22 protein-coding genes are annotated in these 22,451 nt (G+C 41.0%); 1 reads left to right on the forward strand and 21 read right to left on the reverse strand.

Annotated features, from left to right (window positions below; all coding sequences use genetic code 11):
• Positions 1 to 6: 6 nt before the first annotated feature.
• The 21 genes from OCU87_RS12375 to OCU87_RS12475 form a co-directional block, all read right to left on the reverse strand.
• Positions 7 to 693 (reverse strand): Rossmann-fold NAD(P)-binding domain-containing protein, encoded by a 687-nt coding sequence (locus OCU87_RS12375; protein ID WP_261857275.1) that lies wholly within the window; start codon positions 691 to 693, stop codon positions 7 to 9.
• Positions 690 to 1,700, reverse strand: a complete 1,011-nt coding sequence (locus tag OCU87_RS12380) for an ATP-grasp domain-containing protein (RefSeq protein ID WP_261857276.1) — start codon at positions 1,698 to 1,700, stop codon at positions 690 to 692. The genes OCU87_RS12375 and OCU87_RS12380 overlap by 4 nt, the downstream gene beginning before the upstream one ends.
• Before the next feature lies 1 nt (position 1,701).
• Positions 1,702 to 2,496 carry a metallophosphoesterase family protein gene (locus tag OCU87_RS12385; RefSeq protein WP_261857277.1) on the reverse strand — a complete coding sequence of 265 codons (795 nt, stop codon included), beginning with the start codon at positions 2,494 to 2,496 and terminating at the stop codon, positions 1,702 to 1,704.
• On the reverse strand, positions 2,493 to 3,083 hold the full coding sequence (locus OCU87_RS12390; protein ID WP_315972487.1) for a sugar transferase: 591 nt from the start codon (positions 3,081 to 3,083) through the stop codon (positions 2,493 to 2,495). Before OCU87_RS12390 ends, OCU87_RS12385 begins: the two co-directional genes overlap by 4 nt.
• A complete protein-coding gene (locus OCU87_RS12395) occupies positions 3,079 to 4,218 on the reverse strand; it encodes a glycosyltransferase family 4 protein (protein ID WP_261857279.1) in 1,140 nt (379 codons plus the stop codon). Before OCU87_RS12395 ends, OCU87_RS12390 begins: the two co-directional genes overlap by 5 nt.
• Positions 4,211 to 5,302: a glycosyltransferase gene (locus tag OCU87_RS12400; RefSeq protein ID WP_261857280.1), complete on the reverse strand. Its 1,092-nt coding sequence runs from the start codon at positions 5,300 to 5,302 to the stop codon at positions 4,211 to 4,213. Before OCU87_RS12400 ends, OCU87_RS12395 begins: the two co-directional genes overlap by 8 nt.
• A gap of 3 nt (positions 5,303 to 5,305) precedes the next feature.
• The gene (locus tag OCU87_RS12405) at positions 5,306 to 6,097 is read right to left on the reverse strand and encodes a glycosyltransferase family 2 protein (protein WP_261857281.1); all 792 of its coding nucleotides are present in this window, start codon (positions 6,095 to 6,097) and stop codon (positions 5,306 to 5,308) included.
• Entirely contained in the window at positions 6,094 to 7,323 is a 1,230-nt protein-coding gene (locus OCU87_RS12410) for an oligosaccharide flippase family protein (protein WP_261857282.1), read from the reverse strand. The genes OCU87_RS12405 and OCU87_RS12410 overlap by 4 nt, the downstream gene beginning before the upstream one ends.
• Positions 7,304 to 8,617: an O-antigen ligase family protein gene (locus OCU87_RS12415; RefSeq protein ID WP_261857283.1), complete on the reverse strand. Its 1,314-nt coding sequence runs from the start codon at positions 8,615 to 8,617 to the stop codon at positions 7,304 to 7,306. The genes OCU87_RS12410 and OCU87_RS12415 overlap by 20 nt, the downstream gene beginning before the upstream one ends.
• Before the next feature lie 194 nt (positions 8,618 to 8,811).
• The gene (locus OCU87_RS12420) at positions 8,812 to 9,525 is read right to left on the reverse strand and encodes an acylneuraminate cytidylyltransferase family protein (protein WP_261857284.1); all 714 of its coding nucleotides are present in this window, start codon (positions 9,523 to 9,525) and stop codon (positions 8,812 to 8,814) included.
• The gene (locus OCU87_RS12425) at positions 9,525 to 10,586 is read right to left on the reverse strand and encodes a nucleotidyltransferase family protein (RefSeq protein WP_261857285.1); all 1,062 of its coding nucleotides are present in this window, start codon (positions 10,584 to 10,586) and stop codon (positions 9,525 to 9,527) included. Before OCU87_RS12425 ends, OCU87_RS12420 begins: the two co-directional genes overlap by 1 nt.
• Positions 10,583 to 11,245, reverse strand: a complete 663-nt coding sequence (locus tag OCU87_RS12430; RefSeq protein ID WP_261857286.1) for an acetyltransferase — start codon at positions 11,243 to 11,245, stop codon at positions 10,583 to 10,585. Before OCU87_RS12430 ends, OCU87_RS12425 begins: the two co-directional genes overlap by 4 nt.
• Positions 11,238 to 12,311 (reverse strand): N-acetylneuraminate synthase, encoded by a 1,074-nt coding sequence (gene neuB / locus OCU87_RS12435; protein ID WP_261857287.1) that lies wholly within the window; start codon positions 12,309 to 12,311, stop codon positions 11,238 to 11,240. Before neuB ends, OCU87_RS12430 begins: the two co-directional genes overlap by 8 nt.
• A 115-nt stretch (positions 12,312 to 12,426) precedes the next feature.
• Positions 12,427 to 13,599 (reverse strand): UDP-N-acetylglucosamine 2-epimerase, encoded by a 1,173-nt coding sequence (gene neuC, locus OCU87_RS12440; protein ID WP_261857288.1) that lies wholly within the window; start codon positions 13,597 to 13,599, stop codon positions 12,427 to 12,429.
• Between the two features lie 130 nt (positions 13,600 to 13,729).
• The gene (locus OCU87_RS12445; protein WP_261857289.1) at positions 13,730 to 14,920 is read right to left on the reverse strand and encodes a UDP-N-acetylglucosamine 4,6-dehydratase; all 1,191 of its coding nucleotides are present in this window, start codon (positions 14,918 to 14,920) and stop codon (positions 13,730 to 13,732) included.
• Between the two features lie 264 nt (positions 14,921 to 15,184).
• Entirely contained in the window at positions 15,185 to 16,288 is a 1,104-nt protein-coding gene (gene wecA / locus OCU87_RS12450; protein WP_261857290.1) for a UDP-N-acetylglucosamine--undecaprenyl-phosphate N-acetylglucosaminephosphotransferase, read from the reverse strand.
• Positions 16,289 to 16,422: 134 nt separating this feature from the next.
• Positions 16,423 to 17,589, reverse strand: coding sequence for a nucleotide sugar dehydrogenase (locus OCU87_RS12455; protein WP_261857291.1), 1,167 nt, complete (start codon positions 17,587 to 17,589; stop codon positions 16,423 to 16,425).
• 558 nt (positions 17,590 to 18,147) lie between these two features.
• On the reverse strand, positions 18,148 to 18,366 hold the full coding sequence (locus OCU87_RS12460; protein WP_261857292.1) for a hypothetical protein: 219 nt from the start codon (positions 18,364 to 18,366) through the stop codon (positions 18,148 to 18,150).
• 26 nt (positions 18,367 to 18,392) lie between these two features.
• On the reverse strand, positions 18,393 to 18,668 hold the full coding sequence (locus OCU87_RS12465; protein WP_261857293.1) for a helix-turn-helix domain-containing protein: 276 nt from the start codon (positions 18,666 to 18,668) through the stop codon (positions 18,393 to 18,395).
• 247 nt (positions 18,669 to 18,915) lie between these two features.
• Positions 18,916 to 19,734 (reverse strand): nucleotidyl transferase AbiEii/AbiGii toxin family protein, encoded by an 819-nt coding sequence (locus OCU87_RS12470; RefSeq protein WP_261858384.1) that lies wholly within the window; start codon positions 19,732 to 19,734, stop codon positions 18,916 to 18,918.
• Between the two features lie 134 nt (positions 19,735 to 19,868).
• Entirely contained in the window at positions 19,869 to 20,273 is a 405-nt protein-coding gene (locus OCU87_RS12475) for a DUF6088 family protein (protein WP_261857294.1), read from the reverse strand.
• Between the two features lie 611 nt (positions 20,274 to 20,884).
• On the opposite strand from OCU87_RS12475, the gene OCU87_RS12485 reads away from it, so the two are divergent.
• Entirely contained in the window at positions 20,885 to 22,447 is a 1,563-nt protein-coding gene (locus tag OCU87_RS12485; RefSeq protein WP_261857295.1) for a hypothetical protein, read from the forward strand.
• Positions 22,448 to 22,451: the final 4 nt, after the last annotated feature.

The raw sequence follows: 22,451 nt of genomic DNA on the forward strand, positions 1-22,451 counted from the left end.
TGCGACCTAAGATAAAGATGATAAATAATCAGGACAACAACAAAAAACATCATTCTCGACAAGATGACGATCTATTTTTTTCCCTTTGACCAATAATTTATGGTCAACAACCTTACACATTTCTTGATATAAATTTTTCTTTTCATATCGTTCTGTTATAACTCGATTATTGTCCCAATCGATAATTTTTTCTAAAACATAACTTGCTACATTGCTAAAAGAAATATAGTTGTAATCTAAATCATCTACTGTAGGTTTCCCTCCAGAGATTGCAATTTCTTTTATTTTTTCTATTAATTGTTGATCGTCTAGGGTTGGAAGAGGAATAATGCTAACCCCTTTAAAAATCCCCGTGTTAGCTATTAATATCGAATTTGCAATATATTTAGAATGCTGATAGCTATCGAAACGAAAAAGCTCACTAAATGACGAAAACCCAATAAAGTATTTACCTTTACAGTATGGCAGCAATTTTTGAAGAAAACGGACATTTCCATCGATATAGTCCTGCGCAGTAACACCCTGCTTGGGTATTACTGCAGCACAATTTATAACGACGGTAACCTTTTCCCAATCAATATCAGACAAATATTGAGAATGGCTATACCGTTGAAAATCAAAGCTTTTATCCAGCAGAAGGGAAGTCACTTCTTTCCCAAGACTACCAGATGCACCTGTAACTAAAATACTCATAACATTGACGATACTGAATAAGCTGACAGCTTACCTTCTCTATTCGAGGCTAAGCTATCAATATCAGTCTTATTTAGTACAACTTCAGTCCAATGTCTAACTACGACCTTATCGTAACTAATCGTGGACTTATAACTGATCCCTAACTGACTTTTCAAACAAAATTCAACAGGGTTAAAACCCAAGTATGCGCAAAACGGCGTAGTACCTGAAAAACGACTATTAATTTCAAATAATTTTGGTACACCATTGGTCAACCGAAGTTGAAAGTTACAAGAACCCTTTATCCCGATTTTTTGTGCTATCTCTTTTACATACGATTCAATAGCCAAATTACTTTCAGGGTAAGCTCTAAAAGTATCGCCAGCACGTAAATCACGCTTTAAACACAACACATCTGAAATGTTAGAATCTACAATCGCAACCGTACAGGTGTACTCTTCACCGTCAATATACTCTTGAATAATTGGACCATCTAATGATTCAATGGCTCTTTTAGCTTCCTTAGCAGTATGTACAACATAGACACCAATAGAACGACACCCGATGCGAGGCTTCACAATCACAGGGTAAGTTAAGCTTTCAAGATCAACTTCTTCAGGCAACCACGTTGTAGGGTAACTAAGCCCATTATCTTTTAAGAAATTAACAGTTTTTAATTTATCATCAGCAATTTCAATAACAGACAATGGTGAAACCAATGTTTTAACGCCAAGCTTCTTCTCCATCTCTTCAGATGAATGAGCACAAACTAGAAGTTCAACATCTGTACCAGGAAAATAGAAGTCTATGTTATTTTTATTGCAAATGTTTTCAATAGCATCAAAATAACAAGGGTCTGAAGCAGCAGGTACAAGGTAAGAATAATCACCGCCATATAGACCAGCAGCAATCGGACTCATATCCGCAGTAAAAATTTCAATATCTAAATCATCGATTAGGCGAAGAGCTTTGACAATACCTTGTCCAACGCCACCACCAGCACCTGTTACTAAAACTTTTATCACTTTAACACCTATCAAAAAAACTAATTAATTTTGCTTCTGTTTCTCTACTAAAATTTGCAGCTTTTATAGAAGCAACCTGAACACTTGAATTATATTTTACATAATTCTTTTCAAGGCGGACACTCTTCGCTGCAATCTCAATCAATATCCATGAAGGAGCAGAGCCCCTCGGCTGCCCAATAGAACCAGGATTAACTATATATGGGCAAGACCTAATCTGGCTTCGGTCAAGTGTTACTTTTTGATCATCATTAAAATCAACTTCATATCCGCGATTAACAGAAGCAAGAACACTACGGTGAGTATGACCAAAAAAGCCAATGCTGAATCCATCACTGACCAGCTTATTAGCGGCACTTAGCACCTCATCACTGTGATTAATATACGACCAATCACCATAAGAGTGTGGATTCGCATGTGCAAAGAAAAGTTCATCAATAGAGTAGCTTTCAACCCAAGGGAATATGCTCTCTAGCTCAATGCCTAATTTTCCTAATTGCGCCTTTGTATGATGCACCGAATCTAAAATAAACGTTGGGAAAGGCTTATATTGAAATTCTCTCCCAGCTTGAGCATCAAAATAAATCTGATCATGATTGCCCTTGATAAATATCACTTTTCTACTTGCAGCATAAGACACAAGTAATTCAATTGTATCCTTAACTGAAACACCATAGGTTAAAGTATCACCAAGAAATATAGTAATATCTACATTCTGTGCATCTATACCTTCAAAAGCGGCTTGTAAAGAGTAAGGATTTGCATGAATGTCTGAAATCACTGCTATTTTGGTCATTTGGTACCCTTAAAACGAGATAACGCTTCAGCTTGGCTGTGCTCAATGCCTTCTTTTACAAACACCTTTTTCAATGTAAGAAAAATAATTTTCACATCTAACCATAAGGATTGATTTGCAACATACCACACATCAAGTTTGAACTTATCTTCCCAGCTTATCGCATTCCGACCATTCACCTGAGCCCAGCCAGTAATACCAGGCCTTACATTATGCCTTTTTGACTGTTCTTTATTATAAAGAGGTAAATATTCAATAAGTAAAGGTCTTGGCCCGACTAAACTCATATCACCTTTTAGAACATTGACCAAGCCTGGTAACTCATCAAGACTTGAGCTTCGAAGTTTAATACCAAATGTGGTCAATCGCTCCTCATCACTAAGCGGTTTTCCATCCTGATCGCAGTCATCTCGCATCGAGCGAAATTTATACATTTTGAAAATTTGGCCATCAAGCCCTGGTCTTTCTTGTGAAAAAATCACAGGTGAGCCTAGATTTCTTTTTATTTTATATGCTACTAAAGCAATGACAGGAGACAGTAAAATCAGCGCCATCAAAGACGCTATGAAGTCAAACAGACGCTTAATCATGGTTGCACTCTTTCTTATAGAACTTTAAGAGAAGTTCGAGATAATTAGATCTTTCAAACTTTTCCTCTACATTTTCTCGCGCATTGGCACTCATGTCACTATAATTTTGACAGTGTGCTGCAGCGCTCATTGCAGCAAGTAAGCTATCAGAGTTACGAGGCTCGACTAACCACCCATTTTTGTTGTCTATAATCTCATTACAACCATTAATGTTTGTCGCAATACAAGGTAACCCCATGGCCCCTGCTTGTAAAAGCACATTTGGAAAGCCTTCACGATAACTAGGTAAAATGAGTACATCTGAAGCATCTAGATAAGGCCTAATATCAGATTGATAACCAACCATATGTACTTTTTGATTACTGGCTAATCGCGTCATCAAACTATCAGCAATTGGCTGGGAAGAATCTAAATCACCGACAACGATTAAATGCGCTGTACCCTCCAAACACTCAAAAGCATCGATTAATTCTTCAACACCTTTGTCTTTATTTAAACGGCCAATAAAGCAAAAAGTTAAACTTTCTGATGAAATACCTAACTGATTTCGAATAGAGAGAGATTCACTTCCAATTTTGATACTTGGACTAAAGTAACTCAAATCAACGCCAGCAACGTTGCCATTACCAATAACATTCAATGATTTCGTCGTCACGTTATAGTCTAACAGATCCGTTTTGACTCCCTGCCCTTCAGGTACAACAACAGTGGCACAAAAGCAGATCAATTGATCAATTGTAATTAATAACTTCTTTTTAAAGCCAGTTGCTGTAGGGAAAATCAGCCCTGTAAAAGTATGTACTCGATTGGGTGTTCGACACAACCAAGACGATATCATCGTAATTAAACCAGCTTTCGGTGTATATGAATGAACCACATCCGGTCTAACCAATATTAACAACCTAATCATGCAAAATATTGAATATATGTCATAAAAAGGGTTGATCCCTCTTACCATTGGAACAACATGGAATGGTCGACCTTCTGTTTTAATAACCTTATCAGCGAAGTCATTATTTGATGACGCGAGCTCAACATCAAAGTAATCATTCAAATATTTTGGTTGACCCGCTAAAATTCCATGTAAAGTATCAGGCACTGTTGTAACGATAAGAAGTTTTTTATTAGACAATGTATTTACCTTCATAAATATTCAACCAAATAGAGACAATATGGTTTAATGAATAATTATCCAATATGTGCTTTCGAAAAGCTTCGGTTTCAAATTTAGGAGAAACCTCAATACTGTTAAGTATAGCAAGAGCCAATGCTTTATTGTCTTCAACCGGTACGAGTACACCATGCTTACCAACAACCTCTTTAACACCACCGCAATCCGTTGCCACAACAGGTAACTGGCAAGACATCGCTTCTGCAGCAACTAAACCAAAACCTTCAAAACGCGATGCCAAAACAAATAGATCGGATGCAGACATAAACCCAGAAACATCATTTCGTATACCACAAAAAGTGACATGCTGACTAATTCCATGAGATGCTACAAAGTTCTCCATCTCACTTCTGAGCGGCCCATCTCCTACAATCAAAAGATGCAATTTTTCATTCTTATCTAAGGCGAGCTTGATTGCTTTTAATAAAATATCATAGCCTTTTTCACGAACAATCCGACCGACAGCTACAATCACTTTTTGCTCATTGCTCAAGCCGAATTCTTTCCGTATATCATTTCTTTTAAGTGGACTAAATTGGAATTTATCAGTATCAATTCCATTAGGCACACAAAATATTTGCTTCTTATTTGCTGCTTTAATATTTATAAATGCCGTTACAGCAGCATCACTTACATTCGTAAAGTAATCACCAAGGAAATTTGTAATACGATATAGGAACATTCGAGCAGCTCCTCCTTCGTTATTACTATGCGCCGTACATACAAGACGCTTAATAGGACAGAGCAAACGAACAAAACGACAGAACAAATTTGCATGAACCATATGAGCATGGACAACGTCAGGTTTAAACTTTTTTATAATCCCAATAGCTCGACTCGCAGCCTTTATAAAAGATAATGGCGACTTAGAAACATTCATCTCATGTATTTTAATACTAGAATGAACAGGTCTAACAATCGTTTCTCCAGTTAACGATATAATTTCAACATCATGTCCAGAGTCAACCATTTTATCGGCCAAAGCTGCAAGTTGATTTTCAGCCCCTCCCATACCAAGGCATGTAATAACATAGAGTATGCGCATGATTTAGAGTCTCTTTTTAATTGAATAAAACAAACACTGAAAATACCTAATCATGTTTTTAGCTTTAAAAAAAACTTGTTCTTCACGATGAAATTGATCTCGGTAGAATAATCCGAAACCTTTAGGGTTCTTCATCAACTGAGATTTAAAATTAAAACTCAGTCCATCAGGCAGGTACTCACACAAATAGATCGGTATATTTTTGTAAAATCGGACCAATCCATCGTCTGCAATAGCATTCCATATTAATAACTCAGGAACAAATTTTTCACCAATGATCCGTGGGAATGGGTGTTTTTCCATGGCCGATTTTTTAAAAACATATGCTAAATCGCAAGGGAATATTTTAGCCGCCCGCGTAGGATGCGCATCAATATAATCATCATAGTCATCTGAATCTTTGATTTCATCGCCCACTAATTGCCCATCAAAATGCGCTCTCCTAAAACTAAATCCCGTATACTCTGAAGGCAATAAAGCTTCTTTCGTTTCAACTATTTTAACGGCATCAACAACTAACTTATCATCGCTATCTACAATTAAAATAAGTTCACCATTTGAGTGTTTCACTCCTTCATTCAAAGCGATATGTTTACCTGAATTATTTTGGTGAAAATACCTTATCGTAAGTTCATCTAACTTTATCCACTCATTAATTAGTTCAAATGTATTATCAGTGCTTCCATCATCAACAATCACCCACTCAAAATTAAGAGATGATTGTAACTTCAGGCTTTGATATAACTCATTTAAACAGTAAGCACGGTTATATGTAGGCGTTAATATAGTTATCATAATTTAGTTACTGTCTCATTTTTACATAAAAACAAAAATGCCAAAATCAAGAAACACTCTACCGCTAGTATGGTATAAACCATACCAATCACAGAAAATGCATTAATTAAAACTATTGCTAATGTTAAGTTAAGTAACGTTGATAGTAATACAACTTTACTTGTTAATTTCACTTTTTCATTAGGTAAAAGATAGCCAACACTTATAGATTGCGACATCATCCGTAGAGGAATCAAAAACAAATAAACGACTAAAATATCTTTGCTATTTACATATGAAGCACCAAGAAATAAATTGATAATCCATTCATACGAAAACAACCCAATAACAACACCTAATATACCTAGTGATGTTAACGTAGCAATAAAATACTTCAGCTCTTTAAGGTATTTAACTTTATTCTCTTTTAAGACCGTACAGAAATAAGGATAAAAAGCGGTTATAACCGGGTTTGAAAGGCCAAGAATGGCTTTCATTATTTTCTCAGCACCAACATAAATAGCCAACAACTCCATTGAGCTAATGAACCCTACCAATATAGAGTTCATGGATAGCAGTACTGTTGAACTACTTTTAAATAGAAAGTAATGCCAACCTGCTTTAAGAGCTTTAATACCCAGGACTATATTTATTTGAGGGGCTCCCTCTTTATAAAACATCATACCATTAGTAATCACTGTTAAAGCAAAGCCCGCGCCCCCCTGAATTAATAAAATATATCCAGCATCAACATCACTTCCTACAAATAAAAACAAACAGCCAAGCGCTAAAAACCTAACTGTAACATCAAAAGAAACAACACCTTTTAGTTGCTCTTTTCCTTGGAAATACCAATAGGGACTAAAACTAAAACCAACAAATTGTAAATAAGCAAAAACAACCCATTCAAGTTTAATACTCGCGGGTAGAAATAGCGTTATACCAATAACCAATACCAGTGTTATAACTGCACATGATACAACTTTTGCAGAAGTCACCTCTGATACAACGGCTAATATGCTTTTCTGGCAATTTTTATTCTCAGCTATTTTCTTTGTTGCATTATAATTAAACCCGTACTCAACTACCAACGATAACGTTAGCATCCAGCTTTGAATGAAAAACACTTCCCCAAGTACACTCGGAGATATAACTCGAGTTAGAAAAGGGATCTCAAGCAGGGGGATAAGATACCCTCCGACTTGAGATAAGAATAAGAGTAATGCATTAAGAATAGCTCGTGTCATACTTAGCATTCCACTTAATTAATACAGCAAGAGCCACCAAAACAAACCCAAGATCAGTGATATCACTAGACAAAGGGTGAAATAGTGATTTAAACAAGTAACAAATAATGATTGAAATTACAGCTAATGTATTTACTTTTTCTTCATCAGTGATCGAGTCCCGATGCAAGTATAAAAAATACATTGAAATGAAAACAGGTGTAAAAATTAAAAAGTAACTAAAGAAACCTATTACGCCTAAATCACCAAGTAATTGAATGTATAAATTATGAACAACCATTTTATCGCCGTTTGGCAATTCAACAGATGTAGACATAAGGCCACCACCAAAAGGAAACTCATCAACTACATGCTCTAAACCTTGCTTATACATACCTAAGCGAGTCAAATCATGATCTTTATAACGTTCTAAAACTTTATATGCTTCTTTATTATCGACATCACCCTCTTTGTCTATACCTTTATCGACATCATTCAAGTAAAAACTTGAACCAGAAACTAAATTTGTAAAAATATAGTCTTTTGTTATAGGCCCAGATAAAAAGCCAACAAACAAGACAAATAGAGGTAATAACAAGCTCATTTTTTTTACTGACTTAAACCTGTAGAAACGGGCAATTAACGCCACTAAAACTGGTAATATAATAATCCATAGAAGTGCAGTACGACTTCCATCTACAGAAATAATAAACCCCGAGAATAAGCAAAGCATTAAATATATTTTACTTTTTGCCTCTGCATAAATAAGCACCAAGAATAAAGAGAGGAACATAGCTAGCTTATAAATAACACCAGGATAAGCGATACTCAGTCCAACGCGACCATCTCCAGAGATAAGTATCATCTTAGAAAAAACATCAACGTTAAAAATAATGAGAATAATAGCAAGAAAAATAAGAAACACTTTTGCCATAGATTTCATGAGAAATTCAGATTTAACATTAAAAAAACAAAAAACCATGACAATACTAGACATTGCTGTATATTTTAATGCATATTTAATAGCAGTATATTGACTATCCTTATAAATAAAGCCACTTATTACAGCCCACGATATAAAAGCTACAATACCTAGAAAAAAAAGCTTTAACGATAACGTTCTAAATATCCGCTTATCAAACCCATCACCACTAAATATGCTTTTAGCACTCGCGGCCGCAAACAACACAATTGACAATACTACTCCGAGCCAATATGTGGATGTACCATAAGTGTTTGATATATCAGTAAATGTAAAGAGTAGTAGCATAACTGAAAATGCTATGGTTGATAAAGTTGTTGTTACTGAGCCCACCTAAACACCTCTATTTACCTTTAAGATTCAGCTATCTCATTTTAAAATAACAATTGTTATTCAATAAATCAACGTGATCACCAGAAGAAACCACTTTACAAGCTCAGCTTTACAAAAGGTAACGCTACTTGAAATAAAATTAGCTTCGGAGTCTACCTGATTTGCCCCCTCAAAACACTAACTTTACGCTTCAGTTACTTTCTGACACATGTTAAACCATCCCTTATAGACTGCTCACAAAGCCAAAAATGATAATCGGTATCAACATCAACGGATTTTTTTGCCGTCATTTGATAACCAATACAGCACGTCGAACTTACTAAGGTGCTTTTTAAGCTTAGGTGCGCTGTAGATGTAATATAAATGGCGCCGTTGAGTCTAAACTGCAGCTTATAGGCTTGGCTCTGCTTTAACTCATCATCAAACATAGGTGTTAGCGCCATATCTTCGCTAGCTTCAAAAGTCCATTGAATAGGATGCTCTACTGGTGTAACTGACACTAAACTTACCGCACCCGCTTCATTATAACGTTGCCATGCTTCTGTAATATCACGGCTTGTCCGTAACGGCGATGTCGGTTGCAACACAACAAGATGTTGATAATTATCACCATGAGTATGATGGTATTCTAGCTGATGCTTCAAGACATCTATCGTTGATGCTTTATCGGTTGCCAGCTGTGCTGGACGTAAAAATGGCACTTCAGCCCCATACTTAATGGCAACATCTGCAATTTCTTGATCATCCGTATTTACAATGATTCGATCAAATATCCCGCTGTCTAATGCTGCTTCTATGGTCCAAGCTATGAGCGGTTTACCAGCAAGATCGAGCACATTTTTCCTGGGAAGCCGCTTACTACCACCGCGAGCCGGTATTATCGCAATCACACTATTCTTTCCTGCCATTAAAAAATATCCAACTCTACTATATCTGCTTGTGCTCGTCGGTAATCATCTATTCGACCGATGTCGAGCCAATATTCGCTGATTTCATATGGGACCGCTTTACCACCACGCGCAATCACTTGTTCAAATACTGTAGTTATATCAATACGCTGATTCAGTCCGATCTGACGGACTACGGCATGATTCAGAACATAAATCCCAGTATTTACTTTCTCTTTATGGGTCGGCTTTTCACTTAACGCAGTGATCACCGTAGGATTACCGTCACACTTAATCACCCCAAACGGAATTTGATACTCATAATCGCGTACGCACATCGTGACATCAGCCGCTTGCGATTGGTGGTATGCGAGCAACTTTTCAAAATCTAAATTTGTCATGATATCGCCATTCATCATGATCAGCGGCAATGGGCTAGCACTCTCGGGTAATGACCCTAGCGCGCCGCCTGTACCCAGAGGCTGTTCTTCATGAATATAAGTGATACTCACGCCCCACTTTTCACCATCACCAAAATGCGCACGGATCATTTCTGGCAGGTAATGAGTGGAGATATAGAAATGATGAAAACCCGCGCGAATAAAGCTCAACAATATACTTTCAAGAATGGGCTTATCGCCCACCTTCAGTAACGGTTTTGGACATTCATTGGTTAACGGCTGCAAACGAGTACCAAAGCCCCCCGCCATTAAAAAGACCGGGTTATCATAACGAACAGGATGTAGCGCTTGACTTAATGTTTTTAAGCCGCAAAGAATGCCATTATCAACCAGCGGTATCGCGAGAATATCTTTCACTTCCATCAAGCGAACCAGATCCTGATTAGACAGATCGCCACTTGCTGTTGTTGGCTGCTTGTTCATCACCAATTCAACACTCGATGACATATCCAAACCGCGCAACAAACCTCGGCGTAAATCACCATCGGTGACAGTACCCAGTAGACGTAAGTCATCATCTGCAACCAGCACAATTCGCAACGCTTGTTCATCAATCACTGCAAGTACTTCACGCAATGTGGCACTCAGTGGCAACACCGCCTTGGTCCAATTTTTGATCATATAACCGTTTCACCTGCTTGAACGTGTTTGTGAACTCTTGCCCCTGCAGCAATCACTGCTTCTCGGCCAATGTTAATATTCTGGATAACCACAGCGTTAGCACCAATAAAGGCACCTTGCCCTACATGCACTTGACCGCAAAGTGTCGCACGCGGAGCTATATGACTATGGGCTTCAATAACACTATCATGCTCGACGATAGCACCCGTATTGATAATACAGTTATCGCCAATAATGGCGCCAGCTTGAATAATGGCGCCTGGCATCACTTGCACCCCTTCACCAAGACTCGCAAAAGGTGAAATGATCGCTTGCTGGGAAATCACCGAAGCAAAGCGATAGCCTTGGGCTTTAAAGTTGTTAAATAGTTTTATACGCGTAAGACGCTTAGGGATAGCGCCAATACCATTAACAAGGCAGACTGAATCGGCAGGAAATGCCAAAACATCGTCATCAGAAAAATACTGGGGTAAGTCTTCCAGCACGCTTCGTAGCTCGTTATCTTCTAAAGCTAAATCAGCACTGACAAGGCCTGTAATCGTTTGATCTTGTTGGCGTAACATATCCACTAATACACTCGTATGACCACCAGCACCTAAAACGATCACGTCAGCTGTTCGCTTGTTACTACTCACTAAGCTACTCATTAAACTACTCACTAATGAAGTCTCCCTCGTGATAATCACACCGCGCCACTTTACCGATGAGATCCCAGTAACGATAAGGGCTCATTCCACTCCCTGGTCGCTTAATGGCGATGTTATGCACGCTAAACACTTCGCCTTTAGCAATAGTGCCATTGGCGACCAAGCTCTTGCGTGCAACCGTCATATTCTTCATCTCAGAAGCTTGTGGCGCTTTTTCGCCAGAGCCGAGAGCAAGCTCTACGCCACGGATCGCCGCTACCATCTGGCTCAACTCTTCGGGGTTAAGTGACGCCTTGTGATCAGGTCCTGACATAGTTTTATCGAGCGTAAAGTGCTTTTCAATCATGCTCGCACCACGAGCAACAGCAGCAATAGGCACAGTAATGCCTTCACTGTGATCGGAATAACCCGCAGGCAATTGAAACTGCTTATTGAGTGTATCCATCGCGCGCAAATTAATTTCCGCTAAAGGTGCTGGGTATTCGGTGGTGCAATGCAACAAGGTCACTTTTTCTCTTAACGCTGCTTGGCCTTGTTCTGAGCGGTAAGCTTGCTTAAACGCCGCCACCGATGGATTAACCTGAATATCAGCCGTATAACCAAAAGCAATCACACCTAAAGCGGCTTCAACCTCAGCCAACGTCGCCATTCCCGTTGAGATAATCAAGTCACACCCCGTTCGGGCATGTTCAAGAATAAGCGGCGCATTGGTTAACTCACCAGAAGGCAGCTTTAAGCGCTTCAACCCGAGATCATTGACAAGAAATGCCAAGCTTTCGCTATCAAATGCCGTCGATAAAAATTCAATACCCCGCTGTTCACATTGCTGCTTAAGCGCAAAATGAGCCTCGAAACTCAACTCTAGGCGACTCAACATATCAAGCTGAGACTCTTGCTGTTGGGTATTGGCGACTTGATAGTCTGCCTGTTTAGCATCAGCCGTTACTAAATGCTTCGCTTTAAATGTCTGGAACTTAACAACATCAGCCCCAGCTTGGTAAGCGGCATCCACCAACTTATGAGCAAGTCCAATATCACCATTATGGTTGACGCCCGCTTCGGCAATGATCAGAGTCATGATAAGTACCTGTAGTTAAGTCTCTGTAGTTAAGTATCTGGGGTTAAGTATCTGTAATTAACTCTCTGGGGTTAATTAGCGATAGAAGTAGACCATTATGCTTGGCCTGAAGTGGTCAAGTAACACTGTGTGGCAAATCATAAAATGTCTTCATTACCTTTAACGGCAGCGTTCGCAAAAGCTGAATGATTTGCTCGCTACTATTACCATCGCCATAAGGATTGATAATCACTTCACCGTCTTGCTTGTAGTCTTGGCTAAGCGCACGAGTAATACAATCTTTAATCGCATCGGTATTTGGCGCGCAATGGAGCACACTTTTTGCTGCAATTCGCCCTTGCTGACGCACACCAATATTAACCGTCGGCACATCAAACGAAGGCACTTCAATAATACCGCTAGAAGAATTGCCCACCACGGCAGTTGCATACTTCACCGCACTTAAATAGCGCTGTTGACCCAAAGACGGAATAGTCAATACACGCTCAGGTTGCGCGGCAGCATAAGCTTCAAGCATGGGAATGATCTGTCTACCGCCATCATCGGCATTAGGGTAAGTCAGAATAATTTGATGTTGCGGGAACGCATCTAGAGCATCTAATAATGCCTGGAAGCTTGCGACTGCCTGTTCATCCGCTAAGGTAACTGGATGATAGGTCACAACGAAGAAAGGAGAATGAAGCGAAAAGTTCAGCGAGGTACTTAACGCATCCAGTGATAACATCTGGCTACGATTCAAATGATCGAGCCCTACCGCGCCAACATTAAAAACACGCTCAGGCATTTCACCCAATTGGATCACGCGCTGACGATACGCCTCCATAGACGTACAATGGTAAGCACTCAACTTGGTAATCGCATGACGGATCGCATCATCATAGGCGCCTTCCGTGATCTCACCACCATGTAGGTGTAAAACGGGAATACGCAAAATCATGGCGGTTTGTGCCGCGGCTAACGCTTCGAAACGATCACCTAAAATCACTAAAACATCAGGCGCTAAACGCGATAAAGCATCGGTAAAACCAAGCACTCCTAAGCCCATACTTTTGGCCACACCGGCTGCGGAATCTGAAGATAGCAAGGTTTCTATTTTTTCATCAATAGCAAAACCATCTTGTTCGATTTGCTGATAGGTTAACCCAAACTCAGGTGATAGGTGCATGCCAGAAACCAATAGCTGCAAACTCAGTTCCGTGCTGGCTTGAATATCTTTAAGCAACCAATAGAGCAAACCATATTCAGCACGAGTCGCTGTAAATACGGCAATTTTACGGTTTATCATCACATTATTCCGATTTATTCGCGACTTGATGGCCTATCATGGCTACATAGCTCTCCCTTTATATCGCGCTATTGTAACAAAGCCAGATTAAACTCGAAGAAAAAGATATGGTAAAAGCGATTAAATACCCAGGCTACATTTTACCATCAAGATACTTACCCGTTTCTTTATGACCAAAATCGGGGATCATTTGATGAAATAACACAACGATGTCTTCTTTGGTCCAGCACTGTTTCGCTTTCATCGCGGCAATCTTATTTTCAAAGTGTTGCAGTCGTTCAGGCTCGATCACTAACTCATTTTTAATCACCCCTAAATGATGAAATCGCGCCATATCAAGCGTTTCTTCACCAGTATAGAATTCCTCAACGTCTTTCTCGCCCGTCGTATCACTGGCGGTAAATAAACATGGCCATTGGCCTTGAACCGGTAACGTTTGGGCTAGCTCACGTGCCTGTTGCTCGGATCCACACATAAAAGGTTCAAAACCTTGTTGCTGTAAGTATTTAACCGCAATATCAGCAAAAGAAACAAGGTGAAGTGATTCACTTAACTTAGGAAAGAAAATGTCGCGGTTTTCACCAAAGAGACAAGACATCAAACACAGTTCACCCGATTCCTGTGGGGTCACAAAGTAACGCTTAATATCATGAGGGGCGACTATCGGTTGCTGTTTTTGAATTCGCTGATTAAAACCATGCAACAAAGAACCATCTGAAAAAGCCACATTAGCAAAACGCGCTGTCGAAATAGCAATATCTTGGCTTCTGCGCATCAAGAACATTTCCATGACCCGTTTAGATGCCCCCATCATATTGACAGGGTTTGCGGCTTTGTCGGTCGAAACACAAAAATACTTTTTGGCACCAAGTGTTATCGCCTGCTGAATAGTTTTATCAGTATTAAACACATTCACATTAATCATTCGCATTAGCGTAAATGGGTCTTTCTCGCTGCGGACGTGCTTAAGTGCAGACAAATTCAAAACATAGTCATACCCTGCTGACTGTGCTTGCTGCATCATTAACGCATCAAACTCTTCCGAGCCAATATCAAGTGCAAACGTTTGAAAATCGCCATCAATATAACCATACGAACTGCGGATATCACGCACCAATTCAACCAGGTTATTTTCGCTCAAATCCACCACATGTAACGCGAGAGGCTTGCGCTTAAAAATCTCTTTAACAACCGCTTGACCAATAGAACCCGCGCCGCCAAGCACCAAAAAGCGAGACTGACCGACCCTATCAGTTAGCGGCTTGGAATAGTGTTTAATATCCGCATCAAGAAGTGGGGATGTTCGACCAATTAGAGAAAGCATTATGCTGGTAACCCATTAATGTAAGAGCCCCCTATTCTAACCTAGCAAGCTTGGTTGTCATGCTTCACTGTCAGCAATTTTGCTAAGGTCCGTTTTTAGAGGCAAGTCAGTCACAGCCAGAACAAAAAAGCGGCGACCAATGACTTGGTCGCCGCTTTTAACATCCCATTTACTCGCTATCGCAAACAGCGAGAATTTACTTACGTTTGCATTCCCACATGTCACTTTGTTTTTAGTCTATTTGTTTTATTTAATATTTCTGTATTATTTAGTAATAGGTTGCTGCTCTTCTGTATTCATTTGCAATGGACCAGAACGACCAAACAACTTATGTACCCAGGTGGTGATTTTCCATATGTAACTAATCACCACAAAGTACACGGCAAACACGGCTAAAAAGCTGGCAAACATGATACTTTCGTCAACGCGCATGACATCAGACCAAATACCGATACCCGCCATGATAGATGCCGCCAAGCAAATCACAAATAACGACATATTAGAGGTCATGCCAATGCGCTGGCAGATATGGTGAAGGTGTTCACGGTCGGGTTTAAACGGAGACTGTCCTTTTCGCATGCGGCGCACCATGATTGTTGCCATATCCATTAACGGCAAAGCAATTAGCCACAATGCTGTCACAGGGCGAATAGGTGTCGACTGTTCAACTTGGGTTGCTTCAATTAATAACCAAATAACCGTAAAACCAATAAAGATACTGCCGGCATCGCCCATAAAGACTTTGAAGCGTCGACCCAGCGGGAAACCCAAGTTAAGCAGAATGTAAGGCAACATAGCGGTAACGAGTAAAGCACAGACCATGGCTAAGTCGGTATTGCCATCAAGGAAGAATAAGTAGCCCAATGCGCCGAACGTCACCGAGGCTAACCCGCCCAGTAAGCCATCGATACCATCAACCATGTTAAACGCATTGATTGCACCGATCACAGCAAAAATAGTGATAAGGCCACTGGCAATAGGCGAAAGCTGAATAGCCTCACTGCCCATCAAATACCCTAAACTGTGTAGGCTCTTATCGCCGATGAGCATCATGGCTAGCGAGACGCCAGCTTGGATAACCAAACGTAGTTTAAAGCTAATATCGTAACGATCGTCCACCACACCGGTGATCACAAGTATTGTCGCGCAGCATAAAAACAGCACAACATCACGTTCTAAAGTCGAAAATAACAACAACGAAATCGTAAATGTAATAAAAATAGAAACACCACCAATTAAAGGAATAATCCCTTGGTGATGCTTACGCGCGTTAGGCTTATCAACTAGGCCAATACGTTTTGCAACTTTACGTAAAATAAATAAACAACAAAAAGATAACGTAAAGACAAATAGAAATGCATGTGTCATAAAGGATGTCTATTAAGTAGAATGTATAAATAGGGTATAACGTTATGGCAGGTATATTAACATATGATGACAAGACTTTAGAGCAGTAACACAATAAAGTCTTATCACATTATAAATAAATCTTGCGGTGTAATTTAATCGCTACCAAATAAATCACGGGTGTAAACCTTGTCTGCCACATCTTCTAATTCTACCACCATACGGTTAGACACAATAACATCAGACATGTTTTTGAACGCCGTAAAATCGGTGATCACTTTCGAGTTAAAAAACTCATCCTCTTTCAGTACTGGCTCGTAAACCACCACCTCAATCCCTTTGGCTTTGATGCGCTTCATGATCCCTTGAATGCTCGATGCACGGAAGTTATCTGAGCCCGCTTTCATGATCAAGCGATATACACCAACCACTGTCGGTTTTTTAGCAATGATTTGGTCGGCAACAAAATCCTTACGCGTATGGTTAGCATCCACAATAGCGCCAATAATGCTGTTAGGGACACTCGCGTAGTTAGCACGTAGTTGCTTGGTATCTTTAGGAAGGCAGTAACCACCGTAACCAAACGACGGGTTGTTGTAATGGTTACCAATGCGAGGATCTAACCCCACACCTTGAATAATTTGGCGGGCATCTAAACCGTGCGCTTCGGCATAAGAATCGAGTTCGTTAAAGTACGCCACCCGCATCGCTAAATAGGTATTTGAGAAGAGTTTAACCGCTTCGGCTTCCGTCGAGTCGGTAAACAAGACTTCAATATTTTCTTTGATCGCCCCTTCCACTAACAAGTTGGCAAACACCTCAGCACGCTCACTGCGCTCACCCACGATAATACGCGATGGGTGCAAGTTATCGTACAGCGCGCGGCCTTCACGCAAGAACTCTGGCGAGAACAATAGATTTTCGCAGCCTAATTCATCTTTAATACGCGCAGTATAGCCAACCGGTACGGTAGATTTGATCACCATCACCGCCTTTGAATTAATCGCCATCACCTCTTTAATAACCGCCTCAACAGAAGAGGTATTAAAGTAGTTAGTGCTAACGTCATAATCGGTTGGCGTAGCGATAATTACAAACTCGGCCTCTTTATAGGCTAATTCTTTATCTAACGTCGCGGTAAAATCAAGCGATTTATTCGCCAAGAAATCTTCAATTTCGGCATCAACAATCGGCGATTGTTTGTTATTAAGCAGATTGACTTTCTCTTCAATAATATCAACCGCAATAACCTGATGATGCTGGGCAAGCAGCATCGCGTTTGACAGGCCGACATAGCCTGTACCTGCAATAGCAATTTTCATAAATAGTCCATCTCAATTGATGCGTTAGAATATTATATATACACGATAAATTAAATGACTCATGTCGTAACGCCAACCGAATAATCCATCACGCCCTTAAAATGGCATTCATTGTACTCCCCTAAAAAGGGGGCGGCGGTTTCATCGCGTACTGATCTGTATGCGAGGGGCAAGTCTCACACATCCGGGGGGCGTCGGCACCGCAGCCACACCGTTTGCTCTGCTGCGCTTCACGCCGCACTCTCTTGCCATCGCGCCAGCGTTAACGCGTCGACGTACTCATGGTAATAACGGTGTTCATCGTTGCCACGACGCTCAGAACGCGCTATGGTTGAAGGGTTGAAGTTCATAGGTGGCCTCGTTTGATGATGCATTGAACGGGGCTTTCTCTATCTCTTAGAGTACTGCCTATTCGTAAACTCTCACCCCCTCCCTACCAATACATTAACAATCAAACAATTAAGCCAACATCACCCCACCCTATGAGACATAAAACGGCCTTAACATGGTGATTTGAGACAGATCTGCGCGGCTGACGGTGAGGCGAACATCCCCGACTTACAGCGCATTAAATTTTTCCACCATATCCTTATCAATCTCCTTGATGAGATCAGGTGACAAGCCAAGCTGTTTGGCCTCATGACTAAACGAGCGTGTTTTTTCAAATATTTCCTCAGCCATAACCATGATCGCTTTCTTTGAAGATAACCCCGACTGAGCCGCTAACGGGTCTAGTGCATTCTTTGGCGTTCGGCCATTACCACCAAATACCGTCATATGCTCTTTATAAGGGTTAGGCTGATTTAAGCATGTCGAAGCACATCCTCTATTGAGGTAAATTCAGGCTCAGACGACTTTGTCAGCGCTTTCACTTTTTTCAAGTCACCGACTGTCTCATAAAGCATGAGAAACTGACGCAATGAGATGTTGCCAGATAACTCAAACTTTCGGATCGTTGCGTAAGGCACGCCAGAGAGATCGGCCATTTTCTGAACACTGAGTTTATCTTTTTTACGAGCAGATTTAATAAACTCTTTGAGTTCCATCTGCAAATCATAAGCGGTATAGAGAGATAACATGCATGCCTCTTAAATTGCTACTATGATATCGATTATGGCGCCAAAAGCGGCATTTTTGCCATTATTGTAGCAAATTAAAAAGTGAGATAATGACTAACCCGACGATCAACACAAGTACAGGATTAACTAGGCAAACAAATGACAAAAACCTATTTCAATCCATAGAAACGAACGGCGTTTTAATCGGTGAGAAGGGAAGGGCCTTAAACCAATCTCGGTATCTAGCAGGTTTTCTTCAACCAATAGATTAAATTGTTTTAATTAACGACTCTGCAATGCTTTTAAATGAAGCAAAGCAGGTATCAAAATCATGAGGCTCGGCGTTAAATACCATTGGTGTGACAAAGTCTTGAAAGCGTTGGCGAAAAATAGGGTTTTCCTCAAGTTCTTGCAATCCGAGTTGCAGCTCTTGCTTTGGAGCGGCAACAAACTCTGCATGCTGATTACCAAAACGTTCAATGTCTTCTTCAAGCACCGTTTTAAATATCGGTGTAAGCGCTTTAAGGTCGTAGTTTTCCGTCTGTTCCTCAGTCTTTAAAATGCAGTAAATATCATAGATATGGCGCACAAGAGTGGCATCATCCTTACGCTGTGTATCGCGCTTCACTGACATTGTACGGCGCAACATTGAAATCACTTTTTCAACTAAGGTAGCGTGGATCGAGACGCAATCGAAAGCTTTCACTTCTTGTGGTTGTTTATACAGCTCCGCAACCAGTGATTGAATGCTACGAGGTTCTACATCAAGTAACGGGATTGTCTCCATCAATTCCAGCTTAATAATGGGGCGAAGGCAGGGCGCTTGGTTAAACTGCTGCGGGTATCTGAGTTCTAATTCAACATAGCGATACTCATCACGAACAATACGCGCTTCAACCCTGAATAGCTCTGACTGAGTGATCGCCAGTTCAATCTCGTTAATGCATATTTTACGAGCCACTTTCTTTTTGGCGCGACTTAGTTCATCAAATGCGGGTTTAGGGATCAATTTAATGTCTACATCTTCTGACATTCTAAGAATTTTAACGTTTGACTTTGCTAGCGCAGTACCACCAGAAAAGACCATTTGATGAGAATCTGACTCTATTTCAGCTAACTCAGCCAACAATGCAACGACCCAATAATCTTTTTCGATGATGGCAGGGTTTCCGAGCTCAAGCGCATCGGAAACCTCAAGAAATTGTTGTTAGTTTTTCCATATTAACTCGGCGAGTTTAACACTCGGTTACCTACAGCCAATTTGCGATTAAATTGTTTAGGATCCCATGAGTATTGAACGGATGATGGGATTTGAGTGCTTTCACCTGATAGGCTTTGTAAAGATAGGTTGTCCATTTCAAAATCGACGCCTTTCATCTTTAATATCTCACGCATCAGGGCATCGCTTCCCCCTGGATTAGTGGGCATGGGGCTGCCTGTTAGGCTGTTAATCCTTGCCTTGGTGTAGAGACCATAGCCAAGCTTTATTAACTCACCTTGTTTAACCAATTGCCTTAGCACTCGACCAATTTGGTCGTAGCTAGCAAAGCCATCAAAGTCTTTGCGCTCAAAAACATAGCGTCTCGAACGCTTTATCTTTTGATAAACACGATCAACAGCTGTCATTTTGAACCTCCTAACTTTCTTACGTCTTTGCAGTATAACGTAACCTTATTTCTATAGGAATAAATACGGCATATTTCAAAGAGAAGGTACGACGCATGCTTAGCGTTAAATTTTAACAACCAAGTGTATTAAAACAAAATTTAAGAACAACACTAAAAACCACCTTGCTCTAACGAATTACCTAACCTCGCTATAGGCCGATCCCTTCAGAGAGGTTCAGTGCATCTGTACTCTCCACACCCAATAACAGCTCGTATTATCGAGCTTCACATGCCCAATCCATCGTTGAACAACCCGAAGATTTTTGGTGCTAGCATAAATTAACGTCGCCTTTGTGTGGGCTAGCCAGACAACCTCAAGCTACCTATCTGACTCTATATTGACCCCGCGCACAAAATTCAAACAAACCGATTCCCCCAACACCTGAACAGCGTTATCAATGAAAAGAGGGAGTTGCAACAATATCAATGCGTTTCTGAACTATCAGAAAGGGCGTTGCATTATCGACACGGTCACTTGCAACATAATCACTTGCAATATGGCCACTAACAACATCGCGACATGCGATCTACTCACCGTCAGCACTTGGCCATCAACATAACGAGGCTTATGTGGGAAAACACAGCGCGATACAGGCTTATCAACGAGCAAAAAATGCGGGAGGTGTGCCACCCGATGCGGATGCCACCGTCACGACCCTCGCGATTTTATTTCATCGGTGCCGCCGCAAAGTATCTAAGCACTCGCATACTCTTAATGAGCATTCCGATGTGGAATTATTCGTGGTGCTCTATTTATGGCTGACTCAACAACTCGCGACACTGACAACTGTCGATGATATTCCTGATCTAATGAAAATCTCAGGCAGTCAACCCTGCCAACCCCATTGCCTACGAAACATGCGAGATGGTGGTGTCTCATGGTGCGAGTTTGCCCTCGCCTACCAGCACAACGCTGAAACCGTTTATGTATGGCAACCCATGCCCGCGCTGTTTAATGGCCTTTTTCAGCCCTTTTTGGCCAGTATCAGTTACGACACCCCTTGGCTAACCCGCGTACAAAAACAGGCCTTGCTTAAAAAAATCCAGAAAAAATGGAAAACCCCTCGGCCATTTTCAACCTGGCCGCGAGTGCGCAAAGATAAGCTTTTTCATTACTTCACCACGATGATCCAAGTTGATCCGATTTTGTCCACGTCGGCCAAGTCTGTGCTACTCACCACACGTCAATTACATCACCAAAGTGCCAAGGCCTATCAACGTGAGAACAGTGATCAACTGCGATTTAAAATCTTCCATGCGCATAATGCGTACCTCGCGCGATTAGCCCATGTTGCCCGTGCTCATCACTGGCGTCACTGCTTTGACTGCACGATCAGCGGGAAAGGAGCCTCGCTCATACAGGAACCGGCAAGATTGCCCCCCTATTTATTCGCCGAGCAAGGTCGGATCTCACAGTTCTTTATTGATACTCACAATGGTAACCGACAGAAATTGATTGATGACCCATTATGGATAGGTAGTGCTCGCGGCCTTGATACAAATGATGTCAGTTTGTTTTTCAAACGCATCCATGACTATATCGAGCACCACGCACCCGGTAAGCGATGCACGCTCAAGGCCCTCAAAGCCGATTACAACTTACGCACCTATCAGTTAGCCTTGCTGTTTATTGTCTTAACTGGGGTGCGACCGACCCACGCTATCTCACTGGAAACTCGGCGCTGCTTTGGGGGGCATGCGACTGTGCGCGATAAAGGCCGACTGCGTCCACTTTGGCTGTGTGACTATCTGCAACAAAAAATCACCGACTATCAAACTGTGCAGCAGCGACTGATTCGCCGTCTCTCCACACCGTTGGTTAGTCCCATGCTGTGGTATCTGATTGATGATAACAACCAAGTCACGTACTTGAATGCTAAAAAGCTCCGCCGTTTTATGCGGGTATTCTGGCCTGAGTCCTCAACGATCGCCGTCCCTTATCAGCTTCGGCATTTTTTCGCTCAATGCGCCTTATCCAGCACCCAGCCTCAACTGGCGACCCATCACATTGATCGATTAATGGGGCATTCTCAGTACGGCGAGCATTTGGGCAGTGATCATCTCTTTTCGGCCAGTCTCGCGAGGATCCGCGCGTACTTAAATACATTACCGATATACCTCCATTTACAATAGGGAC

It is taken from the genome of Photobacterium sanguinicancri (assembly GCF_024346675.1).
Lineage (GTDB): Bacteria > Pseudomonadota > Gammaproteobacteria > Enterobacterales > Vibrionaceae > Photobacterium > Photobacterium sanguinicancri.

What these genes read in the sequence shown, in the direction of transcription:
- OCU87_RS12375 (WP_261857275.1), bottom strand. Translation starts at nt 693, where the DNA reads ATGAGTATTTTAGTTACAGGTGCATCTGGTAGTCTTGGGAAAGAAGTG.
- OCU87_RS12385 (WP_261857277.1), bottom strand. Translation starts at nt 2,496, where the DNA reads ATGACCAAAATAGCAGTGATTTCAGACATTCATGCAAATCCTTACTCT.
- OCU87_RS12400 (WP_261857280.1), bottom strand. Translation starts at nt 5,302, where the DNA reads ATGCGCATACTCTATGTTATTACATGCCTTGGTATGGGAGGGGCTGAA.
- OCU87_RS12405 (WP_261857281.1), bottom strand. Translation starts at nt 6,097, where the DNA reads ATGATAACTATATTAACGCCTACATATAACCGTGCTTACTGTTTAAAT.
- OCU87_RS12410 (WP_261857282.1), bottom strand. Translation starts at nt 7,323, where the DNA reads ATGACACGAGCTATTCTTAATGCATTACTCTTATTCTTATCTCAAGTC.
- OCU87_RS12420 (WP_261857284.1), bottom strand. Translation starts at nt 9,525, where the DNA reads ATGGCAGGAAAGAATAGTGTGATTGCGATAATACCGGCTCGCGGTGGT.
- OCU87_RS12425 (WP_261857285.1), bottom strand. Translation starts at nt 10,586, where the DNA reads ATGATCAAAAATTGGACCAAGGCGGTGTTGCCACTGAGTGCCACATTG.
- neuB (WP_261857287.1), bottom strand. Translation starts at nt 12,311, where the DNA reads ATGACTCTGATCATTGCCGAAGCGGGCGTCAACCATAATGGTGATATT.
- OCU87_RS12445 (WP_261857289.1), bottom strand. Translation starts at nt 14,920, where the DNA reads ATGCTTTCTCTAATTGGTCGAACATCCCCACTTCTTGATGCGGATATT.
- wecA (WP_261857290.1), bottom strand. Translation starts at nt 16,288, where the DNA reads ATGACACATGCATTTCTATTTGTCTTTACGTTATCTTTTTGTTGTTTA.
- OCU87_RS12455 (WP_261857291.1), bottom strand. Translation starts at nt 17,589, where the DNA reads ATGAAAATTGCTATTGCAGGTACAGGCTATGTCGGCCTGTCAAACGCG.
- OCU87_RS12460 (WP_261857292.1), bottom strand. Translation starts at nt 18,366, where the DNA reads ATGACGGTATTTGGTGGTAATGGCCGAACGCCAAAGAATGCACTAGAC.
- OCU87_RS12465 (WP_261857293.1), bottom strand. Translation starts at nt 18,668, where the DNA reads ATGTTATCTCTCTATACCGCTTATGATTTGCAGATGGAACTCAAAGAG.
- OCU87_RS12470 (WP_261858384.1), bottom strand. Translation starts at nt 19,734, where the DNA reads ATGGTCTTTTCTGGTGGTACTGCGCTAGCAAAGTCAAACGTTAAAATT.
- OCU87_RS12475 (WP_261857294.1), bottom strand. Translation starts at nt 20,273, where the DNA reads ATGACAGCTGTTGATCGTGTTTATCAAAAGATAAAGCGTTCGAGACGC.